23 protein-coding genes, 1 pseudogene and 1 riboswitch are annotated in these 25,780 nt (G+C 60.2%); of the genes and pseudogenes, 9 read left to right on the forward strand and 15 right to left on the reverse strand.

The genetic code is table 11. The annotated features are described in order from the left end of the window. Window position 1: 1 nt before the first annotated feature. The 4 genes from pqqC to R0140_RS12890 all read right to left on the reverse strand — a co-directional run bounded on the left by pqqC (window position 2) and on the right by R0140_RS12890 (window position 2,959). Entirely contained in the window at window positions 2-757 is a 756-nt protein-coding gene (gene pqqC, locus R0140_RS12875) for a pyrroloquinoline-quinone synthase PqqC (RefSeq protein WP_032740555.1), read from the reverse strand. Then, the gene (gene pqqB, locus R0140_RS12880; RefSeq protein ID WP_046619946.1) at window positions 751-1,677 is read right to left on the reverse strand and encodes a pyrroloquinoline quinone biosynthesis protein PqqB; all 927 of its coding nucleotides are present in this window, start codon (window positions 1,675-1,677) and stop codon (window positions 751-753) included. The genes pqqC and pqqB overlap by 7 nt, the downstream gene beginning before the upstream one ends. Before the next feature lie 54 nt (window positions 1,678-1,731). Continuing rightward, window positions 1,732-1,803 (reverse strand): pyrroloquinoline quinone precursor peptide PqqA, encoded by a 72-nt coding sequence (gene pqqA, locus R0140_RS12885; RefSeq protein ID WP_002905689.1) that lies wholly within the window; start codon window positions 1,801-1,803, stop codon window positions 1,732-1,734. Between the two features lie 136 nt (window positions 1,804-1,939). Then, window positions 1,940-2,959, reverse strand: a complete 1,020-nt coding sequence (locus tag R0140_RS12890) for a dipeptidase (protein WP_101837205.1) — start codon at window positions 2,957-2,959, stop codon at window positions 1,940-1,942. 243 nt (window positions 2,960-3,202) lie between these two features. Here R0140_RS12890 and R0140_RS12895 point away from each other — a divergent pair, with 243 nt between their 5' ends. The 4 genes from R0140_RS12895 to R0140_RS12910 all read left to right on the forward strand — a co-directional run bounded on the left by R0140_RS12895 (window position 3,203) and on the right by R0140_RS12910 (window position 7,655). Beyond that, entirely contained in the window at window positions 3,203-4,195 is a 993-nt protein-coding gene (locus R0140_RS12895) for an alpha/beta fold hydrolase (protein WP_023322671.1), read from the forward strand. Between the two features lie 86 nt (window positions 4,196-4,281). Further along, on the forward strand, window positions 4,282-5,022 hold the full coding sequence (locus R0140_RS12900) for a response regulator (protein WP_004180014.1): 741 nt from the start codon (window positions 4,282-4,284) through the stop codon (window positions 5,020-5,022). Beyond that, entirely contained in the window at window positions 5,019-6,362 is a 1,344-nt protein-coding gene (locus R0140_RS12905) for a sensor histidine kinase (RefSeq protein ID WP_012968143.1), read from the forward strand. The genes R0140_RS12900 and R0140_RS12905 overlap by 4 nt, the downstream gene beginning before the upstream one ends. Before the next feature lie 102 nt (window positions 6,363-6,464). Then, on the forward strand, window positions 6,465-7,655 hold the full coding sequence (locus R0140_RS12910) for a cytochrome c biogenesis protein/redoxin (protein WP_096834347.1): 1,191 nt from the start codon (window positions 6,465-6,467) through the stop codon (window positions 7,653-7,655). 241 nt (window positions 7,656-7,896) lie between these two features. Here R0140_RS12910 and R0140_RS12915 read toward each other — a convergent pair whose 3' ends face one another. From R0140_RS12915 to tenA, 7 genes are all read right to left on the reverse strand, one after another. Continuing rightward, window positions 7,897-8,790, reverse strand: a complete 894-nt coding sequence (locus R0140_RS12915; protein ID WP_064735472.1) for a LysR substrate-binding domain-containing protein — start codon at window positions 8,788-8,790, stop codon at window positions 7,897-7,899. Between the two features lie 205 nt (window positions 8,791-8,995). Then, a complete protein-coding gene (locus R0140_RS12920) occupies window positions 8,996-10,477 on the reverse strand; it encodes a pyridoxal phosphate-dependent decarboxylase family protein (protein ID WP_162493254.1) in 1,482 nt (493 codons plus the stop codon). A 9-nt stretch (window positions 10,478-10,486) separates the two neighbouring features. Continuing rightward, entirely contained in the window at window positions 10,487-11,872 is a 1,386-nt protein-coding gene (locus R0140_RS12925) for a diaminobutyrate--2-oxoglutarate transaminase (RefSeq protein WP_008804788.1), read from the reverse strand. A 306-nt stretch (window positions 11,873-12,178) separates the two neighbouring features. Continuing rightward, the gene (locus tag R0140_RS12930) at window positions 12,179-13,114 is read right to left on the reverse strand and encodes an ABC transporter substrate-binding protein (protein WP_032740580.1); all 936 of its coding nucleotides are present in this window, start codon (window positions 13,112-13,114) and stop codon (window positions 12,179-12,181) included. 24 nt (window positions 13,115-13,138) lie between these two features. After that, window positions 13,139-13,879, reverse strand: a complete 741-nt coding sequence (locus R0140_RS12935; RefSeq protein WP_032735683.1) for an ABC transporter permease — start codon at window positions 13,877-13,879, stop codon at window positions 13,139-13,141. Then, window positions 13,876-14,604 (reverse strand): ABC transporter ATP-binding protein, encoded by a 729-nt coding sequence (locus tag R0140_RS12940; RefSeq protein WP_032730433.1) that lies wholly within the window; start codon window positions 14,602-14,604, stop codon window positions 13,876-13,878. Before R0140_RS12940 ends, R0140_RS12935 begins: the two co-directional genes overlap by 4 nt. Beyond that, window positions 14,601-15,296 (reverse strand): thiaminase II, encoded by a 696-nt coding sequence (gene tenA, locus R0140_RS12945; protein WP_012968150.1) that lies wholly within the window; start codon window positions 15,294-15,296, stop codon window positions 14,601-14,603. The genes R0140_RS12940 and tenA overlap by 4 nt, the downstream gene beginning before the upstream one ends. 68 nt (window positions 15,297-15,364) lie before the next feature. Next, window positions 15,365-15,466, reverse strand: a riboswitch (TPP riboswitch). 300 nt (window positions 15,467-15,766) lie between these two features. On the opposite strand from tenA, the pseudogene R0140_RS12950 reads away from it, so the two are divergent. The 3 genes and pseudogenes from R0140_RS12950 to R0140_RS12960 form a co-directional block, all read left to right on the forward strand. Beyond that, window positions 15,767-16,022: pseudogene (locus R0140_RS12950) on the forward strand (glyceraldehyde-3-phosphate dehydrogenase); the annotation flags it as partial. Window positions 16,023-16,040: 18 nt separating this feature from the next. Next, window positions 16,041-16,985, forward strand: a complete 945-nt coding sequence (locus R0140_RS12955; protein WP_012541648.1) for a porin family protein — start codon at window positions 16,041-16,043, stop codon at window positions 16,983-16,985. A gap of 65 nt (window positions 16,986-17,050) precedes the next feature. Continuing rightward, window positions 17,051-18,157 (forward strand): DUF4056 domain-containing protein, encoded by a 1,107-nt coding sequence (locus tag R0140_RS12960; protein ID WP_096834346.1) that lies wholly within the window; start codon window positions 17,051-17,053, stop codon window positions 18,155-18,157. Window positions 18,158-18,194: 37 nt separating this feature from the next. On the opposite strand, the gene R0140_RS12965 is transcribed toward R0140_RS12960, so the two are convergent. The 3 genes from R0140_RS12965 to R0140_RS12975 all read right to left on the reverse strand — a co-directional run bounded on the left by R0140_RS12965 (window position 18,195) and on the right by R0140_RS12975 (window position 21,536). After that, entirely contained in the window at window positions 18,195-19,367 is a 1,173-nt protein-coding gene (locus tag R0140_RS12965; protein ID WP_023340191.1) for a Gfo/Idh/MocA family protein, read from the reverse strand. Window positions 19,368-19,380: 13 nt separating this feature from the next. Further along, window positions 19,381-20,304 (reverse strand): TIM barrel protein, encoded by a 924-nt coding sequence (locus tag R0140_RS12970; protein ID WP_032740587.1) that lies wholly within the window; start codon window positions 20,302-20,304, stop codon window positions 19,381-19,383. A 191-nt stretch (window positions 20,305-20,495) separates the two neighbouring features. After that, the gene (locus R0140_RS12975) at window positions 20,496-21,536 is read right to left on the reverse strand and encodes a LacI family DNA-binding transcriptional regulator (RefSeq protein WP_008804797.1); all 1,041 of its coding nucleotides are present in this window, start codon (window positions 21,534-21,536) and stop codon (window positions 20,496-20,498) included. A gap of 397 nt (window positions 21,537-21,933) precedes the next feature. On the opposite strand from R0140_RS12975, the gene R0140_RS12980 reads away from it, so the two are divergent. Next, the gene (locus R0140_RS12980; RefSeq protein WP_012541652.1) at window positions 21,934-23,190 is read left to right on the forward strand and encodes a sensor domain-containing diguanylate cyclase; all 1,257 of its coding nucleotides are present in this window, start codon (window positions 21,934-21,936) and stop codon (window positions 23,188-23,190) included. A 124-nt stretch (window positions 23,191-23,314) separates the two neighbouring features. After that, on the forward strand, window positions 23,315-24,256 hold the full coding sequence (locus R0140_RS12985; RefSeq protein WP_004189966.1) for a hypothetical protein: 942 nt from the start codon (window positions 23,315-23,317) through the stop codon (window positions 24,254-24,256). A gap of 121 nt (window positions 24,257-24,377) precedes the next feature. On the opposite strand, the gene guaD is transcribed toward R0140_RS12985, so the two are convergent. Further along, window positions 24,378-25,688 carry a guanine deaminase gene (guaD, locus tag R0140_RS12990; RefSeq protein ID WP_012541653.1) on the reverse strand — a complete coding sequence of 437 codons (1,311 nt, stop codon included), beginning with the start codon at window positions 25,686-25,688 and terminating at the stop codon, window positions 24,378-24,380. Window positions 25,689-25,780 lie beyond the last annotated feature (92 nt).

Genomic DNA, 25,780 nt, shown 5'->3' on the forward strand with positions numbered 1-25,780 from the left:
ATTACACCAGTCGGGTCGTGTGCCAGGCCGCCTTGTCGGTGACCGTGTGATAGGGCGGGCGCTGCAGAGCGTAGGCCATGGTCATGGCATCGAGCATCGACCACAGGATGTCGAGCTTAAACTGCAGGATCTCCAGCATCCGGTTCTGTTTTTCAGCGCTGTCACAGTAGGTCTTCGCCAGCGCCAGACCGTGCTCAACGTCGCGGTTAGCCTGGCTCAGACGACTGCGGAAGTAAAAATAGCCTTCCTCTTTGATCCACGGATAGTGCTGCGGCCAGCTGTCGAGGCGCGACTGATGGATCTGTGGGGCGAACAGCTCGGTCAGGGAGCTGCAGGCCGCCTCCTGCCAGTAGGCGCGACGAGCGAAATTAAGATAGGCATCCACCGCGAAGCGCACGCCGGGCAGCACGTGACGCTCGCTGAGCAGGTCGTCGCGGCTCAAACCGACTGCTTCCCCCAGCCGCAGCCAGGCTTCAATCCCGCCATCTTCGCCGTGGCTACCGTCGTGGTCGAGGATCCGCTGCACCCATTTGCGCCGGGTCTGCGCATCCGGGCAGTTAGCCATAATCGCCGCGTCTTTCAGCGGAATGGTGGTCTGGTAATAAAACCGGTTCGCCACCCAACCCTGAATTTGCTCGCGGGTCGCTTCGCCGTTATGCATGGCGATGTGGTAAGGGTGGTGAATATGGTAGAAGGCGCCTTTAGCCCGCAGAGCCTCTTCAAAGGCCTGCGGCGACAGCGTGTCGGTGATCAGCATGCGGTATCCTGAAGGGTGATTGCCATCCCGTCCCAGCTCACTTCAATCCCCTGTTGTTTTAGCGCCTGGCGCTGGGGAGACAGCTCGTTAAGGATCGGGTTGGTGTTATTAATATGAATGAGAATTTTGCGTTTTGCCGGCAGAGAGGCCAGCAGGGCCATCATCCCGTGCTCATCGCTGAGCGCCAGGTGTCCCATATCACGGCCGGTATTGCGCCCGACGCCGGCGGCCTGCAGCTCGTCATCCTGCCAGACGGTGCCATCGATCAGCAGACAGTCCGCTTTTTGCAGCCACGGCAGAAGGGCTTCATCCGGCTCACCCAGCCCCGGGGCATAGAACAGCGTCTGCCCGTTGCGGCGGTTTTCGATAAACAGCGCCACGTTATGGCCCGGCAGCGGCCGGTCGCGATACGGCGAATAGGGCGGCGCGTTGCTGGCGATAGGCACGGCGGTAAACTGCAAATCAGGGCAGGCGTCAACGGTAAAAGGCTGCTGCGGCGCAATGGGATGATGCACCAGGCCGCCGTTCCAGTGTCGCAGCATGGTAAACACCGGGAAGCCGGTGGAGAGATCCTCATGAACCTCCGGCGTGCACCACACCTGGTGCGGGCAGCCTTCGCGCAGGCTCAGCAACCCGGTGGTGTGGTCGATCTGGCTGTCGGTGAGAATAATGCCGCCGATAGACGTCCCGCGCAGTACGCCGGGTTTATTTAACTCGGGGGTATGGGCAATCTGCTGGCTGATATCCGGCGAGGCATTGCACAGCACCCACTCTTTGCCGTTATCGCTGACGATGATCGACGACTGGGTGCGGGCACTGGCCTGAATGGTGCCGTTGCGCAGACCCTGACAGTTGGCGCAGTTGCAGTTCCATTGCGGGAAACCGCCGCCGGCGGCGGAGCCGAGGACTTTAATGAACATGAAGACGGACCGGGTAATGAATGAAGGTGCCCGCGCGAACGGCGGGCGGGGCGATTAACGGTTAGAAATGTACAGCGTCACTTCCAGACCGAGACGTAAATCGATAAAAGCAGGTTTCTTCCACATGTTGTGTTCCTCTTAAAAATGACGACAGGCCTCACGGATAATGCTGGATCTGTGACGGCCGCCGCATATTGCGCTTCACCGGGAGAGAGATCAACCCGGAATCTGTAAGGAATTAACTTTATGTTTACAATATAACCTATTGTTGCCAAACCTTTTTTAATACCCGCAGCCAGTTGTTCCACAGCAGCTTATCCAGCACCAATTGATCATAGCCATTGTCCCGCAAGGCATTGATAAGCCGCGGTAAGCCGGCCACATCGCCCAGCTCGTCGGGCAGGGTGATGCCGTCAAAATCCGAGCCGAGAGCCACATGATCCTCACCCATTATGTTAATAAGATAGTCGATATGCCGGACAATGGTGGTTATGGGCGTGTCGCTGTCGCGCCGTCCGTCGGCGCGCAGGAAAGCATTGCCGAAATTGACGCCCACTACGCCGCCGCTGTCGCGGATCGCCCGCAGTTGCCGGTCGGTCAGATTACGCGGCTGTGGGCACAGGGCGTGGGCATTAGAGTGGGTGGCCACCAGTGGGGCGGTGGAATGGTGGGCGGTATCCCAAAAGGCCTTTTCATTCATGTGCGAAACATCGATCTGCATCTTCAGGGCGTTGGCCTGAGCGATGAGCGCAATGCCCTCGCGAGTGAGACCCGGCCCGCTGTCCGGGCTGCCGGGAAAGGCGCCGGTGACCCCGCAGCCGAAGCGATTGGCGATGTTCCAGAACGGACCAATGCTGCGCACCCCGGCGCGATAAAAGGCCTGCAGATCTTCGCCTTGCGCGTCGAACCCGCCAGCACCTTCGATGTGCGCCACCATCGCCAGCGCGTTATCCTGGCGACAGCGTTCGATATCCGCCGCGCTCAGGCACAGCCGCGCGCGGCTGGCGTCATGGGCGCAAATCGCCTTGAGGATAGCCAACTGCTGCCAGAGGATCGTCCGCGGATCCCACGCCTGGCTGGCGTACTGCGGCGCCACGCGGGTGATATACTCCTGCGGCGGCACAAAGAGGGCGAACAGGCCGCCGGCCAGCCCGCCCTGGCGGATACGCGGATAGTCGAGATGGCCGTTTTCTATCCCGGCAAAGAAGGCGCTTACCGGATCCTCACGATGGTGAAGCCAGAGATTCAGCAGCAGGTCATTGTGACCATCAAAAATCGCCATAGCGGGTTCCTGCGTTCTTAAGTGGTGAAAAATGCCTGCCACGGTAACGGATTTATCTCCTGGGGCAAGCATAAATTCACATGCCCGCAACAATTGCCAACCTCGACTCTGTATCACACTGTATCTCGCGGCGCAGCGCTGACATTAAGAGATAAAAATGGCCCCGGTCGGGCACATGGCAGATACAAATTTCCGCTTTACTGGTCACGTACTCTCTTGATGATGATAAAAGGTGAGAAAGTGATGAACAGATTATCCCTGATCCGCTATACCAGCGCCGCGGCGCTGGGGTTATCCACCCTGTGGTCCGCTGCCGTTTGCGCCGCGGAAGACGCGGGGGCGTTCGACAAGATCCACCAGATCCGCGCCGGCGACCTGAATATAGGCTACGTGGATATCGGCCCGCGCGACGGCCAGCCGGTGATCCTGCTGCACGGCTGGCCCTACGATATTCAGAGCTATGCTCAGGTGGCGCCGGCTTTAGCGCAGAAGGGTTACCGGGTCATTGTGCCGTATCTGCGCGGCTACGGCACGACCCGTTTCCTCTCCGCCAGCACGCCGCGTAACGGTCAGCCGTCGGCGATGGCGGCCGATATTGTCCATCTGATGGACGCCCTGAACATCAGGCAGGCGGATCTGGCCGGCTTTGACTGGGGCGCGCGCACGGCGGATATCGTCGCCGCGCTGTGGCCGCAGCGGGTGAAATCCCTGGTCTCGGTGAGCGGGTATCTGATCAGCAGTCAGCAGATTGGCGAAAAACCGCTGCCGCCGCAGGCGGAGCTGTCGTGGTGGTATCAGTTCTATTTTGCCACCCCGCGCGGCGAAGCCGGTTACCGGCAGAACACCCACGACTTTGCGAAATTTATCTGGCATCAGGCGTCGCCGCAGTGGAAATTCAGCGACGCGACTTTTGCCAGAACCGCCCGGGCGCTGGATAACCCGGACCACGTGGCGATCACCATCAGCAACTACCGCTGGCGCCTGGGGCTGGAGAAGGGGGAAGCGAAGTATGCCGGCTATGAACAACGGCTGGCGGCGCTACCGCCGATAACCGTGCCCACCATCACCCTTGAAGGGGCGAATAACGGCGCGCCGCATCCGGCTCCCGCCAGCTACCGGGCTAAATTTACCGGAAAATATGAACACCGGGATCTGCAGGGGGCGGTGGGCCATAATCCGCCGCAGGAGGACCCGGCAGACTTTGTCCAGGCGGTGGTGGACGCTGACCGTTTGTAATCCGCGCCTTGCCGGCGGCGCGACGTTGCGCTTCCGGCAACACGGCTTATGCTTGTGAAGAGTTTATTTTGCCGCAGGAGCACCCTTTGGAGCGTATTGACCACATCCTGGTCGTCGATGACGACCGCGATATTCGGGAACTGATTGTCGACTATCTGGAAAAATCGGGATATCGCGCCAGCGGCGCGGCGAACGGCAAAGCCATGTGGTCGGTGCTCAAAAATCATCAAATTGACCTGATTGTGCTGGATATCATGATGCCGGGCGAGGATGGCTTAACGCTCTGTCGCCAGCTGCGCGCCAACCCGCAGCAGGATATTCCGGTGCTGATGCTCACCGCCCGCACCGATGACAGCGACCGGATCCTCGGCCTGGAAATGGGAGCTGATGATTATCTGATTAAACCCTTTGTGGCCCGCGAACTGCTGGCGCGCATCAAAGCCATTTTACGCCGCACCCGGGCGCTGCCGCCCAATCTGCAGATCACCGAGGCGGGCAGACTGATCGCCTTTGGCGACTGGCTGCTCGACACTGCCGCCCGCCACCTGCTGGATGACAGCGGCGCCATCGTCGCCCTCAGCGGGGCGGAGTATCGGCTGCTGCGGGTGTTTCTCGACCACCCCCAGCGGGTGCTGAACCGCGATCAGCTGCTGAATCTGACCCAGGGACGCGACGCGGAACTGTTTGAGCGGTCAATTGACCTGCTGGTGAGCCGACTGCGCCAGCGGCTACGGGAGGATGCCCGCGAGCCGGCCTACATTAAAACGGTGCGCAGCGAAGGCTATGTGCTGTCGGTGCCGGTCTCCATCCGCGAGAGGCATGAATGAGGTTCTGGCCCGCCTCGCTGCAGTCGAGGCTGATGGCGCTGCTGTTTCTGGCGCTGCTGCTGGCGAATACTTTAACCCTGTCGCTGCTGTTTTATGAGCGCATGAGCAGCGCTCGCAGCGTGATGCTGGGCAATCTGGCTTCCGATGTCGCCACCAGCGTGGCTATCCTTGACCGCCTGCCGGCCGCTGAGCGCCCACAGTGGCTGCCGAAGCTGGCGCGCGGCAATTATCGCTATCTGCTGGGCTCCGGCGAGCGCGGCGACTACCCGGACAGCTGGCGCGCCCGGGACGCAGCCCGCTCCCTGCAGGAGGCGCTGAGCGCGCAGTACCCGGTAAGTATTGTGACGATCCCCGGCCCGCGGCAGCATATTCAGGCCCATATTACCCTCCACGACGGCGCCCCGTTGACTCTCGATCTGTGGCCGAAGCTACCGGCCATCGCCCGCTGGCTGCCGGTGGTGCTGATCGCTCAGTTTGTTCTCCTGCTGGCCTGCGCCTGGTATGCCGTTCGCCAGGTGTTGCTGCCCATCACCCGTTTTACCCGCGCAGTGGACGCCCTTGAACCGGCCAGCGACACGGCGGGAACCATGGCCGAGCAGGGGCCGGAAGAGGTCCGCCGTGCCGCTCGCGCGTTTAACGCGATGCAGGCGCGCATCCACGACCATCTGCAGGAGCGGGCGCGGATCCTCGCTGCTATCTCCCACGATCTGCAAACCCCGATCACCCGAATGAAGCTGCGGGTGGAGATGGCCGACCAGCCGGAACTACGCGATAAGCTGCTGCAGGATCTCGACAATATGACCCGCCTGGTGCGGGAGGGCATCGCCTTCGCCCGCACCTCGCAGCCGCTGGCGGAGGCGCGCCAGCGGCTGAACCTTGACGCCTTTCTCGACACCATCGTCTGCGATTATGCCGATGTCGGCCGGCCGGTGCGTTTTTGCCCGGAGGAGACCGCCGGGGTGGTGTCGATCCCACCGCAGGCCCTGCGCCGGGTGATGACTAACCTTATCGATAATGGGTTGAAATTCGGCACCACGGTCACGGTAACTCTGACCCGCGACGCCGCCGGGGATGTCACCCTCCATGTACTGGATGAGGGGCCGGGGATCCCGGAGGCCGCGCTACAGGCGGTGCTGCAGCCGTTTTATCGCCTGGAGGACTCGCGCAATCGCGATACCGGCGGCACCGGTCTGGGGCTGGCGATCGCTGCGCAGCTGGTCAGCCAGATGAACGGCGCACTGCGCCTGGCCAACCGCCCGCAGGGCGGCCTGGACGCCAGCGTTCGCCTTGCCGCGGCGGGATTGTATCCTGCTGTATCTCCGGCGCAGACGGATAATTAAGCCGACAATTCTCCCCCTTTCCCGACACATTCGCCTTACATGGCCTTGCGGTAATGTCGTGGCTGCCACTCCCGGCAGCGACGACATAATGAGGAGAAGGCGATGTCGATATTCATTGCATTTTTGGGCGGAATGTTAACCCTGCTGAGCCCCTGTACGCTGCCGGTGATCCCGCTGCTGTTCGCCAGCGTCCGGGGCCGCCGGGGGCAGCTGGCAATTATGCTGGCTGGAATGGCGCTGATGTTCGGCGCGGTTTCGTGGCTGGTGACGGTCGCCAGCGGCTGGGTGGTGAATCTGACCCTCGCAGGCCGCGGCCTGGCGCTGGCGTTCTTCGCCCTGGTCGGGCTGAGCCTGCTTTCGCAGCGCGTCGCGCAGCGGCTGACCTCACCCCTGGTGGCGCTGGGAAATCAGCTTAACAACGCCAGCTCACGCCAGCGCGGCTGGATCGGTTCGCTGCTGGCCGGGCTGGCGGTGGGCCTGTTGTGGGCCCCGTGCGCCGGGCCGGTATTGGGGGCGATACTGAGCCTGGGCTTTGTGCATCCGGGCCAGGCGAGCACTGGCGGGTTGCTGCTGGCTTACGGCAGCGGCGGGGCGCTGATGTTATTCCTGCTGGGGTGGTGCGGCGCGGCGTTGATTGCCCGTCTGCGTCGTGGGCTGGCGTTCGGCGAACGGCTGCGCCGGCTGGCGGGGGTGGCGATGCTGGCCTCGGTGGCGCTGATCGCCAGCGGCGGCGATCGCTATCTGCAAAGTGCGGGAGGCTGGAGTCAGGCGCTGGAGCAGCGGCTGGCCGCCCGTCTGCCGCAGCCGGAGCAAAAGACCATCCTCCAGCCGATCGCCGCGCCGCAGCCCAGCAGCGCGATGCCCTCCCTGGCGGGAGGCAGCGCGTGGCTCAACAGCCCGGCGTTAACTCCGGAGCGTCTGAAGGGCAAAGTGGTGCTGGTGGATTTCTGGACCCGGGAGTGCATCAACTGTCAGCATACCCTGCCTTACGTGCGCGACTGGGCGAACAAATACCGCGCGGCCGGGCTGGTGGTGATTGGCGTCCATACCCCGGAATATCCCTGGGAGCGTTCGCTGCCGCTGCTGCGCCAGGCGGTGAAGGACGGGCGGATAACCTACCCGGTGGTGGCGGATAATGAGTACGCCATCTGGAATGCCTTCGGCAATCAGTACTGGCCAGCGCATTACATTTTCGACGCTCGCGGACAGTTGCGTTATACCGCCTTCGGCGAAGGGGATTATGCCCGCCAGGAGCAGGTGATCCAGCAGCTGCTGCAGGAGAGCAAAGCCTGACCCGCGGCGTAGGCGTCTGGCGGACGGATCCCTCCAGCCCTTATACCTGATGCCGGGCGGCGCTGCGCTTGCCCGGCCTACAGGAGCGCGCAGGGAGAATGTAGGCCCGGTAGGGCGCAGCCGCCACCGGGCATTGAAGCGGGAACGGCGCTGGATGCCCATTATCGGTGACTGCCGAACGGTTCCCTCTCCCTTCAGGGAGAGGGTTAGGGTGAGGGTGAATGGAAGTGGCGTGACACCGTCACATCTCGACCCACCCCTGCAGGGCCTCGGTCATCAGGTCTCCTAGCAGCGCCACGGCGGCGGAATGCTGTCCCTCGCGCGGGGTTTGTTGCAGGTTAACGGCCAGGCTACCTGGCGATGGCAGCAGCCCGGCGACGGTGCGCAGGTTGCCGGGCATGCCGATGCGGGTGCGTATCGTCAGCCCCAGGCCAGCCTGTACCGCCGCCCAGATGCCGTTCAGGCTGTGGCTGACGAATACCACCTGCCAGGGGATCCCCGCGGCATCGAGACAGGCAATAGCGCGGGAGCGCATCAGGCACGGGCTGTCGAACATCACCAGCGGCAGCGGCTCGCCGGAGGCCAGCAGTGCACCAATATCCAGGTCAGGATGCGCAATCCACGCCAGCGGGCAGCGGCCCATCCCGGGGCCCTGATCTTCGGTTTGCCACAACAGCGCCAGATCCAGCGCCTCTTCCGCCAGCGCCTGGCGCAGCGGACCATTGCGATCCACCCTGGCGACTATCCGCACCTGCGGATGATGCCGTTTAAATTGCCCCAGGATCCCCGGCATCAGCGATTCGCCAAAATCTTCCTGCATACCAAGGTGGATCTCGCCGGTGAGCCGCTCGCCCTGCAGCGCGCGCAGGGTTTCATCATTGAGCGCCAGCAGTCGTCTGGCGTAGCTCATCAGCTTTTCGCCTTCCGCGGTGAGCACCAGATGCCGCCCCTGTTTGGCCACCAGCGCCGTACCGCACTGGCTCTCCAGCTTTTTAAGCTGGGCGCTGACGGCCGAAGTGGAACGCGACAGGCGCAGCGCTGCCTGGGCGAAGCTGCCGCACTCCATGCCGGTCACAAAGCTGCGCAGGGCGTCGAGATCCAGTCCCGGTAAGCGTTTCTCCATCATCATCCTCATTTTCAGGATGTTTATCCTGAACGTCGTTATTCTCGGGATAATACTGTGGCATCGCGAAAGGCAGGCGTCAACGGGCCCAGCGACCAGCCAGGGAGCAGAGAACGTCAGTGGCGCGGAAAGAAATAAAAAAGCCGATAAGGAGATTATCGGCTTATTGCAGGCAAGGCTGACAGCGGGGCGGCAGGCGCCGCCTCGCTAAGGCAGGTTATTGCGCCAGCAGCTCCTGAGCGGTGCGTTCCACCAGGTTAAGCAGAACCTTCACGTCATCCAGCGTCACCACCGGGTTCAGCAGGGTCAGCTTCAGGCAGGTGACACCGTTATGCTCGGTCACGCCAACGTTAGCGCGGCCGGAAGCCAGCAGGGCATCGCCGACGCGCTGGTTGAGCAGCGCGATAGCCGCCGCGTCGCTCTGCGCCATCTGCGCCGGACGGGAACGGAACAGCACGCTCGCCAGCTGCGGCTGCATCACCAGCTCCAGCGTCGGCTGCGACTTCACGTACTCCGCCACGTTTTTCGCCATCGTGACGCCATGATCGATGATCGCCGCATACTGTTTCTGGCCCAGCGCTTCCAGACCCATCCACAGCTTCAGCGCATCGAAGCGACGGGTGGTCTGCAGCGACTTAGACACCAGGTTCGGTACGCCGTGTTCTTCATCGAACTCGGAGTTCAGATAAGCCGCCTGATAACGCATCAGCTCGTAATGGCGCGCGTCCTTCAGCAGGAAGGCGCCGCAGCTGATGGTCTGGAAGAACTGCTTGTGGAAGTCCAGGGTAACGGAATCCACCAGCTCCAGACCGTCAAGGTAGTCACGATACTGCTCAGACAGCAGCAGCGCGCCGCCCCAGGCTGCGTCAACGTGCAGCCAGATCTGATGTTCCGCGGCGATACCGGCGATGTCGCGCAGCGGGTCGATAGCCCCCGCGTCGGTGGTGCCGGCGGTGGCGACGATCGCCATGATCTGCTCGCCGTTAGCCTGCGCTTGCGCAATCTTCGCTTTCAGATCGGACACGTCCATCCGCGCGAATTCGTCGGTTTTCACCAGCGTGACCGAGCGGTAGCCGAGGCCCATCAGCGCCATGTTCTTCTGCACCGAGAAGTGGGCGTTTTCCGAGCACAATACTTTGTACTTGCGGATATCCCCCGGCAGCCCATCCTGCTGGATGGAGTGCCCCTGACGGGCGAAGAAGGCGTCGCGCGCCAGCATCAGGCCCATCAGGTTGCTCTGGGTACCGCCGCTGGTGAAGACGCCGGCGTCGCCAGCCGGATAACCGACCCGGGCGCGCAGCCATTCGATCAGCTTCATCTCAATGATGGTTGCTGACGGGCTCTGGTCCCAGGAGTCCATGCTCTGGTTGGTGGCGTTGATCAGTACTTCCGCCGCCTGGCTAATTACCAGGCTCGGGCAGTGCAGGTGCGCCACGCACTGCGGGTGATGCACCGACAGGCTGTCTTTCAGGAAGTACTCGATCGCACGATCAATCGCCGCCTGGTTACCCAAACCCTGTTCGTTAAATTCAAGGGAGATACGCTCACGCAGCTCGTCAACGCTTTTCCCCTGATACATCTCAGGTTGCTTCAGCCACTGCACAACGGCCTGGCTGGTCTGCTCGATAACCTGCTGATAGGCTTCAACGCTCTGCGCTGAACCAGCAAGAATCGGATTCAATGTGGACATGGTGGTCACTGACTCCACTCAGACCGGCTTTACGCCGGCGGCCAGCAGGGCCTGTTCGAATTTGTCGAGGAACACATCCAGTTCCGCGTTGCTGATCAGCAGGGACGGCAGCAGACGCAGCACGCAGCCGTGACGACCACCGCGCTCCAGAATCAGGCCCGCTTCGAAGCATTTCTTCTGCAGCAGGGCAGAGAGTTCGCCGTCAGCCGGGTAGCAGCCCATGTGATCCTGAGCTTCGTTCGGCTTGACGATTTCGATACCGATCATCAGACCAAGACCGCGTACGTGGCCAATGACCGGGTAGCGCTTCTGCAGCTCGGCCAGTTTGCCTTTCAGCCACTCGCCCTGGGCAGCGACTTTGTCGGCAATCTTGTTGTCGCGCAGGTGACGCAGGGTGGTCAGACCGGTAGCCATCGCCAGCTGGTTGCCGCGGAAGGTGCCGGTGTGGTGACCCGGTTCCCAGGCGTCGAACTGTTTTTTAATGCCCAGCACCGCCAGCGGCAGACCGCCACCGACCGCTTTCGACATCACGATGATGTCCGGCTGGATACCGGCGTGCTCGAAGGCGAAGAATTTACCGGTACGGGCAAAGCCAGCCTGCACTTCATCGACGATCAGCAGAATGCCATGCTCTTCGGTCACTTTGCGGATGCGCTGCAGCCACTCAACCGGCGCCGGGTTCACGCCGCCTTCACCCTGCACAGCTTCGAGGATCACCGCCGCCGGTTTACGGACGCCGCTCTCCACGTCGTTGATCAGGTTTTCGAAGTAGTAGGTCAGGGCTTTCACGCCGGCTTCGCCGCCGATGCCCAGCGGGCAACGATACAGGTGCGGGTAAGGCATGAACTGGACTTCCGGCATCATGCCGTTAACCGCCGCTTTCGGCGACAGGTTGCCAGTGACGGACAGCGCGCCATGGGTCATCCCGTGATAGCCGCCGGAGAAGCTGATCACCGCCGTACGGCCAGTGTATTTTTTCGCCAGTTTCAGCGCGGCTTCCACGGCGTCAGCGCCGGAAGGACCGGTGAACTGCAGGCAATACTCTTTCCCTTCGCCCGGCAGGCAAGAGAGCAGGTATTCGGAGAAACGATCTTTTAACGGGGTAGTCAGATCGAGGGTATGTAACGGCAAGCCGCTGGTAATGACACTTTGGATGCTCTGCAATACATCAGGGTGGTTGTGGCCCAGAGCGAGAGTACCGGCGCCCGCGAGGCAGTCCAGGTACTGTTTGTTATCCGCATCCGTCAGCCACACGCCTTCAGCTTTAGTGATAGCCAGCGGTAACTTACGCGGGTAACTCCTGACATTCGATTCGAATTCGGCCTGACGGGCCAAAAAGGTTTCGTTGTTTGCGTCTAATAAATCGGCACGTAAAGTATCAATACGGACTTTATCCGTCATCATATCACTCCCACAACCAGCATTGCGGTTGAACGCTGGTTGAATAATTGGTCTAAGGAATTGAATTGGCATTCATAAAGCGCGCACAATATATGGCTTTTTAAATCTGCATTCAACGTTTTATTGATTGCGCTATTTTGACGTTATTCTTACCGGGGCAATAATTAACGTAACCTGCTGAATTATAATAGAACAACTGCGTGTCACGATAACCCTTTAAAGTGTAATTATTAGTGAGAAAGTCTCTATATTTTTATTGCCGCTGCGTTAAAACGCTGACGGAATGCCTTCCGTCAGCGATAGCAAGTCTCAATGCAGTTCCACCGCATAATTTGTTAAAGGTGTGACTTTTTTCACCAACTTATTGTTATATAAAAACTGTTCATAAGCTTCGTAGCGCGGTTTATCCAGCGCCGCCGGATCGGTGGCGAACAGCGGCACGGTTTGCAGCCACGCCTGGTGGTTGAGTTCGGTTTTCAGCTCCGGGTGGGCGGCGGCGAACGCCTCCCAGCTCTCCTGGGGATGGGCGCGCAGATAGCTCACACCGGCCTGCAGGGCGGTGAGGAATTTACGGATCTTCGCCTCATGAATCGCGTCGCGATGGGCGACAATCACCAGCTCGTCATAGGCCGGCACGCCGTAATCTTCGACGTTCATCACTACCGGCGTTTTGCCCTGCAGCTTCAGCTCCTGTGCTTCTATATTACGGTAGCCGCCGATGACCGCGTCCACCTGGCCCGCCAGCAGGGCGCTGGTCAGCTGGAAATTGACGTTAACCAGTTTGATACTGGCCGGATCGATCCCCGCGTGTTGCGCCATGGTCGACAGGGTGGCCTGCTCAATGCCGCTGACCGAATAGCCCACCTTCTTACCTTGCAGATCTGCCGGAGTTTTGATCTGCTTGTTGAGAACGATCACCGTGTTCAGCGGCGAGTTAATCAGGGTCCCGACGCGCACCAGCGGTAACCCTTCGTCAGCGAAGAAGTGCACCTGCGGCTGGTAGGTGATGGCCAGATCCGCCTGACGGGCGGCCACCATGCGGGGAGGCAGCGCGGGATCGGAGGGAGGGACAATCTTGACGTCCAGCCCCTGAGCCTTAAAGGCGCCGATCTGCTCGGCCACCATAATCGGCGCATGGTCGGGGTTAATGTACCAGTCCAGCACCAGCGTCAGCGGTTCATTGGCCAGCGCGTGGCCGCTGACCAGGGCCGTCAGGGATGCCCCGGCGAAAAGCGACTTTTTCATCTGTTTTCCTTTATTACTTCATCTTTATTCCGGTGACCAGTCGATCAGCCGGTGTAGCAGGGTATCTACCGCCAGCCACAGCAGGAGGGTCAGTAGCACTAAAATAAACAGCGCGGCGAAGCAGATATCGGTTTGCAGCCGCGCATTGGCATTGAGCATGACGTAGCCCAGCCCCTCAGCGGAGCCGACCCATTCGCCGATAATCGCGCCGATGGGCGCCACCGCCGCCGCCATCCGCAGGCCCGAGCCCAGCGCAGGCAGGGCAGCCATCAGGCGGACATGCCGCAGCTGAGCGCCGAAGGAGGCGTTCATGCTGCGCGCCAGATCGAGATACTCCTGGTTGACCCGTCGCAAGCCATCAAAGAAGGCGGAAGTCACTGGAAAGAAAATCACCAGCACGGCCATCGCCACTTTGGCGCTCATGCCAAAGCCCAGCCACAGCACCAGCAGCGGGGCGAGGGCAAAGACCGGGATCGCCTGACTGGTGAGGACCAGCGGCATCAGCCAGCGCTGCAGACGCGGAGAGAGGATCATACCCAGCGCCAGGGTGACACCGAGCGTCACGCCCAGCGCCAGGCCGCTCAGGATCTCACTGAGCGTGATAAGCGTGTTCCAGCCGAGATAGGCGCGATTAACCCACAGCGCCTCGGCGACCGCCATCGGGGAGGGTAAAAGAAAGTGAGGAATGCCGCTGCGGCTGGCCAGACCCCAGAGGATCATCAACCCGCAGAACACCATGCTGCCCCGCCAGAGACGTCCGGTCATGGATGAGCCCTCATCAGTTGCTGCAGCAGGGCGGCCTGGCTGTTCAAGAGATCGGGCGCGTCCGGCGCGCGCGGAGGTGTGCCGGCGAGGTGATGGCTGTCATCGATGTCGCCGTCGGCCGCCGAGAGGACCAGCAGGCGGTGGCTCAGCCGGCAGGCCTCCTGCGGATCGTGGGTGATCAGCACCACCGTGCGACCAGCCAGCAGGGTGGCTGCCAGAGTTTGAATGCGCGTGCGGGTGAGGGTATCCAGCGCCGAGAAAGGCTCATCCATCAGCACGATGGGGCGATCCTCATACAGGGTGCGGGCCAGCGCGGCGCGCTGACGCATGCCGCCGGAGAGGGTTGCCGGCCGGGCGTCGGCGCAGGACGAGAGCTCAACCTGATCAAGCAGGGCGGCGACCCGGGCACGATCGACTTTTTCACCGCGCAGCCGCGCGCCGAGGGCGACGTTGTCCCGGACGCTCAGCCAGGGGTAGAGCAGATCTTTCTGCCCCATCCACGCCAGACGGCCCTGAATAGGCTGCCCATCGCTGGCGACCACTTCTCCCCGGGTGGCGGGCGCCAGACCGGCCATCACCCGCAGCAGGCTGGTTTTGCCGGCGCCGCTGGCGCCGAGGAGCGACACCCACTGCCCGCCGGGGACCGTAAACGACAGGTTGTCGAACAACCGACGGTCGCCGAAATGCAGGCTCAGGCCACGGACCTCAATACCCGGCGCCGTCACGCCCGGGTCTCCGCCGTCGCGTTGAGGCCCATCTGCCAGAACTGCGCCTCAAGGCGGGTGGCAGTGGTGAAAATCTCGCTCAGCTCAGTGATCCGGGCCTCGCTCCCGCGCTGCTGCCACACCGTTTCCAGCAGCGCCAGCGCGGCGTTGACGCCGTGCAGATAGCCTTCATCGCCATAGTTGCGGATCCACGAGGCGTAGGGGTTATCGTCCAGTCGGGTGGCGGGATGCTGCAGCAGGCCGAGACCGATTTCCGCATAACCGGCCACGCAGGGCATCAGCGCGACCAGCAGATCCAGCGCGTCACCCGAGTGGCCAATATCCAGCACGTAGCGGGTATAGTTAATGGTTTCCGGCGCTTCAGGCTGGGTAGCCATCTCCTGCTCGCTAATGCCCCACTGAGCGCAGTAACCGACGTGCAGCGGCAGTTCGTTGAGGATGGCGTTCATTGAGGCGGCCGCGGCCCGCATCTCCGGCAGCGTGCGCAGTTTACTCACCAGCAGCGCATAGCTGCGGGCAAAGTGGATCAGAAACAGATAATCCTGGGTCAGGTAGCGACGAAATGCGCTTTCCGCCAGGGTGCCCTCGGCAAGCTGCTGGACGAAAGGATGCGCCACATAGTGCTGCCAGTCAGCGGCGGCCAGCTGGCGTAAACGGCCATAAAGACCATGGCTAAACGCGGGAATTATCACAGGACCTCCAGATATTCAGGGGAGATCCGGGCGTGCAGGGGTGTGAACAGGCAATGGCGGTAATGCAGGCAAAATTGCCGACCCGTCCCTTCGCTGGCATGACCCAGATCAGGTTCAAAGGGTTCGGCTTGCGCCATCTCAGCCCTCACGGGACACCCCTCGGTAGCGCTATGTTATACGATATTCACCTTTTGAATACAATCACCGCGCTGCCCTGTATCGCGATGGCATTTTTCTGTGATAGCCAGCACTTTTTCGTTTAAAAATACCCGAAAAACAGGCGACTGCGCGTTGGTGAGCATTATTCTCATACGTTATATTTTCATTACCCCGTCGCGTTAATACTGTTCGTGAGGCGTGTCGTGCGTCCCCAAAGCCCCGGAGTAAGCATGAAATTCCTGTTGTCCGCACTGGCGGTCGCGGGCCATTAATCAGTCATTCATCCACCATGATAACCCTTTGATGTCCCTATTTCGCGCTACCGCTATCAGGGCGACGACGTGGTCACGGCGCAAACCTCCCTGGGCCTTCACCCCGCGCTGGATCCTGCAGGGATTCGTTGGCGCGGGGTGCGCGGCGCGCACGCCAGCGGAACAGTCAGAGGTGGCATGGGGGGCCGGTTTTCGTTACCTGATTGCACGGCAGTACGGTTTGCGTACCGGGATTGACGTGGCGTTCAGTGAGCATGAGCAGGCGGTCTATTGCAATGTCGGTTCGGGTTTATAACTACACATGAGAATAACAATGAGAGCATCCGGAACGGTGTTAACGCTGCTGTTGGCGGCCTGTGGCGCGTCGGCCGCGGAGCAGAGCGAGAGCGACAGCTATTTTCCGATATGGGGCGATGAGGCACGCGCCCGGGGGTATTCGATCCCGTTACCCTACGGCGTCAACCTGAGCTATATGAATATCCGTCAGGATATCATGGTCGACAGTATTACCTTTTCCGGGCTTAAGCTGGGCAACCATCCCATTCCCAGCGATATGTTCGCCATCGATGCCGGGCACACCCGCGAGAAGAGCAAAACCGAAAACCTGCGCCTCGATATGTGGGTCTTTCCGTTTCTCAACGTTTACGGGCTGGTGGGGCATACCCGCGGGTCGTCTGTCTCCCAGGTCTCCGTGGATTCGGATCCGTCGCAGTTTCGCGGTCTGGATCGGGTGATCGCCGGCGCGGTTCACCAGCTTTATCAGAGCGGAAAACTGCAGGATATTGATTTTACGCTTGATTTCAAAGGAACCACCTGGGGAACCGGCTTTACGCTCGCCGGGGGATACGGCAACTGGTTCGGGTTAGTAGACACTAACTACACCCGTACCGATTTCGATATTCTCGACGGCAGCATCTCGGCGGTCACCGTCTCGCCGCGCGTCGGCTACCGCTTCAGTTTTCAGGGGATCGACGGGCCGTCCCACCTCAGCCTGTGGGTCGGGAGCATGTATCAGGACGTGCAGCAGGAGTTTAAAGGCGATCTGGCCGACCTGCATATGCCGCCAGAGCTTCAGCCCCTGATTGCCGCAGTCAATAAAGACGGCGAGGGGAAATTCGACGTCAAGCAGAAGCTAACCTCACCCTGGAATATGCTGATTGGCGCCCAGTATGAAGTTACCAAAAACTTTAACGTGCTGACTGAATTTGGTTTTAACGAGCGCAATAGCTTCTTTGTCTCCGGTGAATACCGTTTTTAACTAAAACTGCTGGCGCCATCTGCCGGTAAGATGCGCGCTCTTTTGTTGTTGTGGAGAGGCTGTTGATGCGTAAAGCCTTATGGCTGTTGTTTGCACTGTCGCTGCCGGCGCTGGCGCAGGATCCGGTGCTGCCCGCTGTGACGGCGATCCATCCGGTGCCCACCCTGGGTGAGCTGCCGCCGCCGGAGTCGCTGCGACCGTGCTGCGCTTTTGGTTACGACCTGCACGTGCGCGCGGTAGGCATCCCGATCCCGGTATACCAGATCGGTAATGTGCTGACCCTGGATACGCTGGGCAAGCACCATTACAACGACAGCGCGTTCGGGGCGGTGAAAAACCTGCTGGGGCTCAGCGAGGAGCAGAACGGGCTCATCTATACCCGTCGCGGCGGGTTTATTGATATCGCCCATGTGCGCGATACGGCGGACTACACCTTCTATCTGTTCAATCGTATTGCGCCGACGCTGGGCCAGGCGGGGCGGATCTTCTACAGTGAAGAGCTGGGCGTACGCCGCGTTCAGCTGAATGCCTTTACGCCGCCGGCGGGCGTCAGGCAGCGCTATCAGCTGGCCGCCTGGCTGGCGGGTCATCTGGCCTTCGAAATTGCCCAATGGCATGAGATTGCCCAGTGGTATGGCTTCCAGTCGGTCCCCGGGTTTTCTGAGGAGATCTCCGCTTTTTCGCCAGAGGATCTCTACTCCAATTTACTCGGCGCCAGGCTGGCGATTAACGTGATCCTCAGCGGCCACGGTGGTTCGCTGGAATACTATAACCAGGCCATGGATGCGGCGCTGAAACAGGCGCTGACCCGACTGATGGTGGCGACGCGAGGGGAGACGGAAGCGATGTTTCAGCGGATCGACGGCGACTGGTGGAACAGTCACCGGCGGGTGCCGGATAAGTTTCTGGTGCTGAAGCGTAACTATGATCTGCAGGAGAATCGACTGCCGACGCCGGTCCCTTTCGAAACCCTGCCGCCGTATCGCCTGACCATGCCGGAGCAGGTTGGGGGGTTCCGCTTACGCGACCTCGGCGAACTGCAGATCTACCCAGGGCATGATATGCAGGCGCTGCCGGTTCCCGCGCAATACTATGGCGCCGGCGCGTTCCAGGCGCTGGCGGATAGCGCACGTGAGGCGGATAAGACCCAGCTGGCACGAATTGAAAAATAGCCATAAAGGCTCAGGGCGAGCGCCCTGAGCCAGTGAGTTAGCGGAAGTCGACCCAGCAGGCGCCGTTGTCGGCAGACCGTACGCAGTTTTCCACCCAGCGCACGCCGAACGCGCCGGCGCGAGCGTCCGGATACCAGAAGTCGGCCAGCAGCGCTTCGTCGCGACGGTCGGCGGCATCCATGGCGATGGCGAAACGGCGATAGAGATTCGACCATGCCTCAAACAGTCCCTCCGGATGGCCGCCGCCGATGCGGTCATCCTGACGCGCCAGCGGATCGAGATAGTCCATGCCGCGCTCGAGGATACGCACCGGCTCGCCCTGGATTTCATAGCGCAACTGGTTGGGCTGTTCATCCCACCATTCGAGACTGGCTTTTTCACCGACGATACGCACCTTTTGTCCGTGCATGGAGCCGCAGTTAACGGCGGAGCTCCACAGCGAGCCAACGGCGCCGTTGTCATACTCCATCAGCACATGGGCGTTATCTTCCAGCGGCGCGCGGCTTTTGACGAAGCTTTGTCTGGCGCACATCAGCCGGGTGATGTTCAGCTGCGGAGCCATGGTTTCAACCAGAAACAGTGGATGAGTGGCCAGGTCGCCCAGAACATAGCTGGGGCCGACAAAGCGAGGATCGACCCGCCAACGCGTACTGGCGTTTTCCAGCTCCACCGGCTGGGCGTGAAAACCGTGGGCAAACTGCATATTGACGATACGGATGTCGCCCAGCAGCCCGTCGGCGATCATCTGCCGGGCCTGCAGGATCAGCTGGTGGCCGGCATAGCCGTAGGTCACCCCGAGGATCTTCTGCTGCCGCTGGCTGAGCGCCACCAGTTCGTCAGCTTCCTCGCTGCTGAAGCACAGCGGCTTTTCGCACACCACGTGCAGCCCGGCCTCCAGCGCCGCCCGGCAGATGGCATAATGGGTGTTATTTGGTGTAGCAATCGACACCGCCTGAATGCCGTCCGGACGCTCCGCTTCACCGCGGAACAGGCTCTGGTAGTCGGCGTAACAGCGGTCGGGATCCACCCCCAGCTGTTGGCCGAACTGGCGTCCGCGTTCGGCATCAATATCAAAGGCGCCGGCCAGCAGCGTAAAGGTGTTATCACGCAGCGCCGCTGAGCGGTGAATATAGCCGATCTGGCTGCTGCCGCCGCCGCCGACCATGCCCCAGCGCAGGGTGCGATCGAGAGGTTTTAAACCGTTAATCATGTTGCGTCTCCTGTCAGAATCCCACGTCGCGCAGATAGCGCAGACTTTCCGTGACCGCCTGCAGGCTGCCTGCGGCATGGCGCGGGTCGCGCTCTTGTTCAATGGTTATCCAGCCCTGATATCCTCGGCGGGCGAGAAAGTCTTTGATGGCCGGATAGTCAATGGCGCCGCTGCCGAGCGGGCACATTACCCCTTCGGCGCAGGCGGTGAAAAAGTCGATGCCCTCGGCGATGGCGCGCTGGTAAACCTGCGGATCCACATCCTTGAAGTGCAGGTAGTCGAGTCGCGCGTAGTAGCGATCCAGCCAGTCGAGCGGATCCATACCGGCGTAGTAGAGATGCCCGGTATCCAGACACAATCCCGCGACGTCGTGTGGAATATCGTTCGCCAGCCGCTCGATTTCATCCGCAAATTCGATGCAGCCCCCGGCGTGGGGATGGATAACCGCCCGCACACCGTACTCCTGCCAGGCGAGGGTGCTGATGGCGGTAATGTGCGCCATCATGCGCTGCCAGTCTTTGTCATCAAGACGTGGAGCGAGCGCGCCGCGCCCGGCAAAGCGCGCCCGTTCAGGGTTGCCGAAATCAATAATTACCAGGTAAGGCGGCTGAACAGGATGCCCTGGCGTGGGTTCGGCGGCCGGAACCTGCGACAGATTGCGGCAGATCTGATGGGTCAGCGCCACCAGGGTGGGGAAATGGGCCTCGCTGACCAGATCGTCAAAGATCGTACCGGCCACCAGCGACAACTGATGCTGCTCCAGCGCCGCGCGCAGGCTGGCCGGGTCGGTGGGCAGGTAGCCCCAGGGCCCCAGCTCAATGCTGCGATAGCCGGCCTGCGCCGCCTCCTTCAGCACGGTAGCCCAGGCGGGAAGGTCAGGGTTTTTCGGGTCATCCACGCCCCAGCTGCAGGGGGCATTGGCGATTGAGAGTGTCATGTTGGCTTCCTTTTTACACAGGGGATGCCGCTGAGTATTGAATAAATATTTCATTCTCAACAATGATGGAATGATGATTTTTTGATGGCCATCATGCTTTGAATTGATGTGGTTTTTGATAGTTTTTTATCAAATTGAGGGCGGGCGCGGTCTGCCCGTTAACTGGCCCCGGCGGCGGCGGGGCCGGGAATTTACATATTTTCTTTGGTGATGATATCGAAAGGCTGAGGGAGAGAAATCACCTCGCTGTGCGAGCGAGAAACCGCGTCCGTTATGGTGCGTAGCGTGGCAGCGGCAAACGCCTCCAGCCGGTGGTTAAGCATGATGTCGATGGTGCCATCGATCAGCGCCAGTTCACTGTCGTTTAGCGGACCGTGGCAGACGAGAGTGATCGCCTGCTGACGGCCGCTGTCGCGCAGCGCCTCGACAATGCCTTCGACGCCGCCGCAGGGGGCATAGATCGCCTGCAGGGCCGGGTACTGACTCAGCATCTGCTCCGTCACGCTCCTGGCGATATCCGCCCGTTCATGGCTGCGAACCGGCTCCAGGATCTGCTGCCCCATGCCTTGTTCACGCAGGCAGGAGCGGAAGCTGATCTCACAGCTTTCCTGACAGGTAAAACGATTGTCGCCAATGATAATGCCAATTTCACCATCCCCGCGGCATAAGCGCTCGATAAACCAGGCGGCGGTGCGCCCGGCTTTTTGATTATCGAGGCCGATATATCCGCTGCGCTGAGGGACCGACAGATCCGAAAGCAGGGTGAACACGCGAACGCCGCGGGCGGCGGCCCGGGCGACTGCGTGGCGAATCAGCGGATGGTCCAGCGCCACCAGGCCTAACACGTCCACCTCATCACTTAGCCGGTGAATGGCCTGAGCCATCGCTTCCACCGCATCGATGGCAAAATGCAGTATCACCGGCACCTGGCCCGCCGGTAGCCATGGGGCTGCCTCTCGCGTCAGCGCCTGGGCCAGCGGCAGGTAGAAGGAGTGGGTCTCCTGCAGCAGAATAAACCCCATTCTGACCGTGACCGGCGCTTTACCCGCCGCCAGACGATAGTGAGGCTGCTCGAGGGTAAACCCCAGTCGTCGTGCCGCCTCCAGTACGCTCAATGCCGTGGACTCCTTCACCGCCGCACGCTTGTTGAGCACCCGGTCGACGGTGGCAATACCGACGTTGGCTTCACGTGCGATATCGGCAAGCGTGATTTTAGTAGCGGATTTTTTCACTATGATGGCCGTTTGTGATGAGAGTTATGATAGAAACTATCACGATTAGTCTGGGCATAAAAGCCGCAATGCGGGCATCCTGGACAAAGCCAATACGCAGCCAACGGGCGAGAAGACCGATAGACACACTCTGTGATCAAAAGCGACTACCAGTTCTGGTATTGCTGCTATGCTGTTGAAATAGAATTAATAAAAAAGACATTATCGCATCCAGACGGTTAAACCACGCGCAAAGTCGCCTCGGGTGGGCGTCGCTGCGTGCAGAATCGACTATACTTGCCGCGCACGCGCGTCATTAAGGCTATTCGGTTGTTTTGTTATCACTTTATACCAGCGTCAGGGACGCATATCGTTATGTGTCGCTTCTGCGCCGGGAATTGGTCGGTTTGGGGCCTGTATGTTATTAAAAGAACTGGCTGTTTTTGATGTATTAAGTACCCCGATATGGGTAGTCCATCCTTTTACTGAAAGTGTGGTCTATGCCAATCCGGCTTCCCGGACATTGAGCGGCGATATGTCGCTGAAGGAGATGCGTAACGGTATCTATTCGACCTGTCCTGAAACGCAGTTACAACATTATCTTCGCTATCTCGATACGATGACCGAGATATTTGAAGTCTGGACGTTACAGACGGGCAAGGGCCTGCAGTCGGTATATTGTAAAACCACCCTGGTCGACACCGACGACAGCGGTACCTTATTGCTGTTTGAAGCCGTGAAGCTGCTGGCGCAAAATCAATCCATTCATACCGGCTCCCGCCGCTATCAGCGACGCAACAATGGTTTTTTTGCCCGTTTTTTTATGACCAATACCGCGCCGATGCTATTGATCGATCCCAGTAAGGATGGTCGAATTGTCGATGCCAATATTGCGGCGCTGCGTTTTTATCATTATTCCGATGAGGAAATGCGCAATAAACATACCTGGCAAATTAATACCCTTGGTCGGGACGTGATCCCCATCATGAATAATATTGCTAATATGCCAGGCGGGCATAAACCGCTTAATTTTACGCATATTTTAGCCGACGGTACGCTGCGCCATGTCCAAACCTATGCCGGGCCCGTAGTGCTTTATAATATTCGACTGATGCTATGCATTATTCACGATATCACCGAAGAAGTGCATCTGAAAAAAGAGCTGGAATTCTCTGCCGCCCACGATCCGCTCACCGGATTGCTTAATCGCCGTGAATTTTATCGCCTCGTCGAGGCGCCGTCATTTATCGCGCAAGGCTTTTGTCTGCTGTTAATCGATATCGATCATTTCAAGAGCATTAATGATATTCACGGTCATCAAAAAGGGGATGAAGTCCTGCTGGTGATCTCCCGCATTCTGGAAACGTCGGTGGATCGCGAAGATAAAATTTATCGCTGGGGGGGAGAAGAGTTTCTGCTCTTTTTACCCCATTCGCCGATTGCGCGCGCCCTGATACTGGCGGAAGGGATCCGCCAGGCGGTCAGCGAGTATCAGACGCTGTCGGTGACGGTGAGCATCGGCGTGGCCGAACACCATGACGGGGAAGCGATTGATCAGCTTTTTTCCCGCGTCGATAAAGCGCTGTATGTGGCCAAAAATGGTGGGCGCAACCGGGTCTCGCGCCTGCCGTTTGAAAATGTGGAACTGCTGCATAGCCGCGGAGGCGCGGCCTGACCAGCCCGATGCTTTTTCTCCCCGCCGGACGCGCAGGCTGACTCACCGACTATACTGAGTGAACGCCAGCCTGCTGATTTAGGTGGCAATATTGTTAGCCTGTCGCTGAGGTGGCAAACGACATATGGTGCGTCTTTTCGTTCTCCTGTCGGTACTTTCGCTTTCCGCGCCAGCGACGCTGGCGGCGAACGGCCACGCCATCAAACAGCGTGCCGATGCCGTATTGACTCTGATGAGCTATACCGTCGTCCCTGACGTGACCGCCAGCGATCTCAACATTGGTTCCGGCAGCAACGACAAACATAATCTGGCCATCACCCAGTTTGGCGGCGGGGCAACTCTCAGCGAGTCGTTTCCTCTGTACCTTGAAGGTACGATGGGTTACAGCCGTTACGACCCGCGCTTTGTGGTCAGCAATGGCGAACAGACGCGGAATGTGCCGACCAAATGGAACAGTCTGACCACCACCGGCGGCGTCGGTTGGGATTTTTCGCTGCACCGGGACAGCCTCGGAGGCAACCTGGTGCTGCGGCCGATCGTCAATGTGATGCTCGGTACCCTGGCCAGCGATGCGCGTATTGGTAGCTGGGCAATTGAGCGAAAAACCAACGCCGATCTGCAATTTCTCGACGGCGGTCGGTTCAACGCCTGGGGGCTGGGCGGGGCACTGATGCTGGATTACGAACGCTTCTCTGCCACCCAGGATATTGATGCCGAACTGCGTTACTCCTATATGCATCTGCAAAGTTTCGGCAGTAGCGCCGAGGTGGTGCAGGGCGAGGCCAGCGCGGAGAATCTCGGCCTGTATCTGCGCCGCCGCGCGCCGATAGCCGACTGGACGCTGCTGGGCAACCCGCTGCGTTATGTGCTGGAGGGGGCGCATACTGAATTTCTCGGCGAGCAGCGAGGGGCGCTGGGCTTTACCGGTTTGACCTCCCTGGGGGTTGGCCTCGAGCTGGACAGCAGTAAATACCCGGTCTTTATCACCCGCACCCGACTGGTGGCGCGCTATATGTTCGGCAATAACACCACGGGCTATGGCGTAGGCCTGGCAATGAGTTTTTGATTACCCAAATTCTGGTGCCAGGCAATTCACAGGCCCCCCGGGAGAGGACCTGGAGGCGTGCCAGCGTCGCAACGATGACCGGACGGTTCCCTCTCCCTTTGGGAGAGGGCCAGGGTGAGAGTCAATCCTGACACCACACCCGCTCGCCATTCACCCACGTCTCGCTGATATTGCGTTCATCTCCCAGGGTCATCAGCACGAACAACTGCTCATAAATGTCATGGCAGCGGCCTGTGCGCAGACGCTGCAGCGGGGTGACCGCCGGGTCAATCACCACAAAATCTGCCTCTTTGCCCGGCTGAAAATTGCCAATTTTATCCTCCAGCCGCAGGGCGCGCGCCCCGCCGAGGGTGGCGTGATAGAAGGCCTCGCTGGCGCGCAGGCGATAGCTCTGCAGTTGTCCTACCTTATAGGCCTCGCCCAGCGTCCGAAGCATGCTGAAGGTGGTGCCAGCCCCGACGTCGCTGCCGATGCCCATCCGCACCTGGTGCTGCCAGCAGGCGGGCAGGCGGAACAGTCCGCTGCCGAGAAACAGATTCGAGGTCGGACAGAAGGCGACGGCGGACCCGGTGTCATGCAGGCACTGCCACTCGGCATCATCGAGATGGATCCCGTGAGCAAATACGCTGCGTTCGCCGGTGAGCTGATAGTGATGATAGACATCCAGATAGTGCTCATGCTCAGGCCACAGCTGTTTAACCCAGGCGATCTCCTCGCGGTTTTCACTGAGATGTGTCTGCAGCCAGGTGTCGGGAAACTCAGTCCGCAGGCGCTGCACGGCCTCCAGCAATGCCGGTGTCGAGGTAGGGGCAAAGCGCGGGGTGATGGCATAGCCCAGCCTCCCGCGCTGATGCCAGCGGAGGATTAACTCCCGGGTCTGCTCGTAACTCTCCCCGGCGGTTTCGCACAGATAATCCGGCACATGGCGATCCATCATCACTTTGCCGGCGATCAGCCGCATATTCAGACGCAGCGCCTCGCTGAACAGCGCCTCGGCCGAAGCCGGGTGCAGTGTACAAAACACCAGCGCGGTGGTGGTGCCATGGCTAATCAGCTGGTTAACAAAAAACTGCGCTATCTCCTGCGCGTAATCCGCATCGGCAAACTGGCTCTCCACCGGGAAGGTGTAGGTGGTGAGCCACTCCAGCAGCTGTTCACCAAAGGCGCCGATCATTTCAGTCTGCGGATAGTGAATGTGGGTATCGACAAACCCGGGCAGCAGCAGCTTGCCTCGCTGATCGACATAACCCTTCAGTGGATGCAGAAAGGCTTCGCCCTCCTGCCATGGCAGCAGCGCGATAATTTTCCCGTCCCGCAAGAACAACAGGCCATCATCGAGATAACGGGCCTGAGCAGCCACCTCATCCGGGGTCTCTGCCACGCCGGCAATATCAAAAAATGCACCGCGTACCGCGGTCTGGTAATCCATCATCGAACCTGCCTTCTCTTAACGCCTGGGAATAGTGATAAACAGCAAGATTGGTGCCAGTTTGCAGCCTGCCGCGGCCAGACGCCGCGGCAGGT

Source organism: Klebsiella sp. w6 (assembly GCF_033100215.1).
GTDB classification, from domain to species: domain Bacteria; phylum Pseudomonadota; class Gammaproteobacteria; order Enterobacterales; family Enterobacteriaceae; genus Klebsiella; species Klebsiella variicola.

Coding starts and splice junctions, on each gene's coding strand:
- pqqC (WP_032740555.1), bottom strand. CDS start 757: ATGCTGATCACCGACACGCTGTCGCCGCAGGCCTTTGAAGAGGCTCTG.
- pqqB (WP_046619946.1), bottom strand. CDS start 1,677: ATGTTCATTAAAGTCCTCGGCTCCGCCGCCGGCGGCGGTTTCCCGCAA.
- R0140_RS12890 (WP_101837205.1), bottom strand. CDS start 2,959: ATGGCGATTTTTGATGGTCACAATGACCTGCTGCTGAATCTCTGGCTT.
- R0140_RS12895 (WP_023322671.1), top strand. CDS start 3,203: ATGAACAGATTATCCCTGATCCGCTATACCAGCGCCGCGGCGCTGGGG.
- R0140_RS12905 (WP_012968143.1), top strand. CDS start 5,019: ATGAGGTTCTGGCCCGCCTCGCTGCAGTCGAGGCTGATGGCGCTGCTG.
- R0140_RS12910 (WP_096834347.1), top strand. CDS start 6,465: ATGTCGATATTCATTGCATTTTTGGGCGGAATGTTAACCCTGCTGAGC.
- R0140_RS12915 (WP_064735472.1), bottom strand. CDS start 8,790: ATGAGGATGATGATGGAGAAACGCTTACCGGGACTGGATCTCGACGCC.
- R0140_RS12925 (WP_008804788.1), bottom strand. CDS start 11,872: ATGATGACGGATAAAGTCCGTATTGATACTTTACGTGCCGATTTATTA.
- R0140_RS12930 (WP_032740580.1), bottom strand. CDS start 13,114: ATGAAAAAGTCGCTTTTCGCCGGGGCATCCCTGACGGCCCTGGTCAGC.
- R0140_RS12935 (WP_032735683.1), bottom strand. CDS start 13,879: ATGACCGGACGTCTCTGGCGGGGCAGCATGGTGTTCTGCGGGTTGATG.
- R0140_RS12955 (WP_012541648.1), top strand. CDS start 16,041: ATGAGAGCATCCGGAACGGTGTTAACGCTGCTGTTGGCGGCCTGTGGC.
- R0140_RS12960 (WP_096834346.1), top strand. CDS start 17,051: ATGCGTAAAGCCTTATGGCTGTTGTTTGCACTGTCGCTGCCGGCGCTG.
- R0140_RS12965 (WP_023340191.1), bottom strand. CDS start 19,367: ATGATTAACGGTTTAAAACCTCTCGATCGCACCCTGCGCTGGGGCATG.
- R0140_RS12970 (WP_032740587.1), bottom strand. CDS start 20,304: ATGACACTCTCAATCGCCAATGCCCCCTGCAGCTGGGGCGTGGATGAC.
- R0140_RS12980 (WP_012541652.1), top strand. CDS start 21,934: ATGTTATTAAAAGAACTGGCTGTTTTTGATGTATTAAGTACCCCGATA.
- R0140_RS12985 (WP_004189966.1), top strand. CDS start 23,315: ATGGTGCGTCTTTTCGTTCTCCTGTCGGTACTTTCGCTTTCCGCGCCA.
- guaD (WP_012541653.1), bottom strand. CDS start 25,688: ATGATGGATTACCAGACCGCGGTACGCGGTGCATTTTTTGATATTGCC.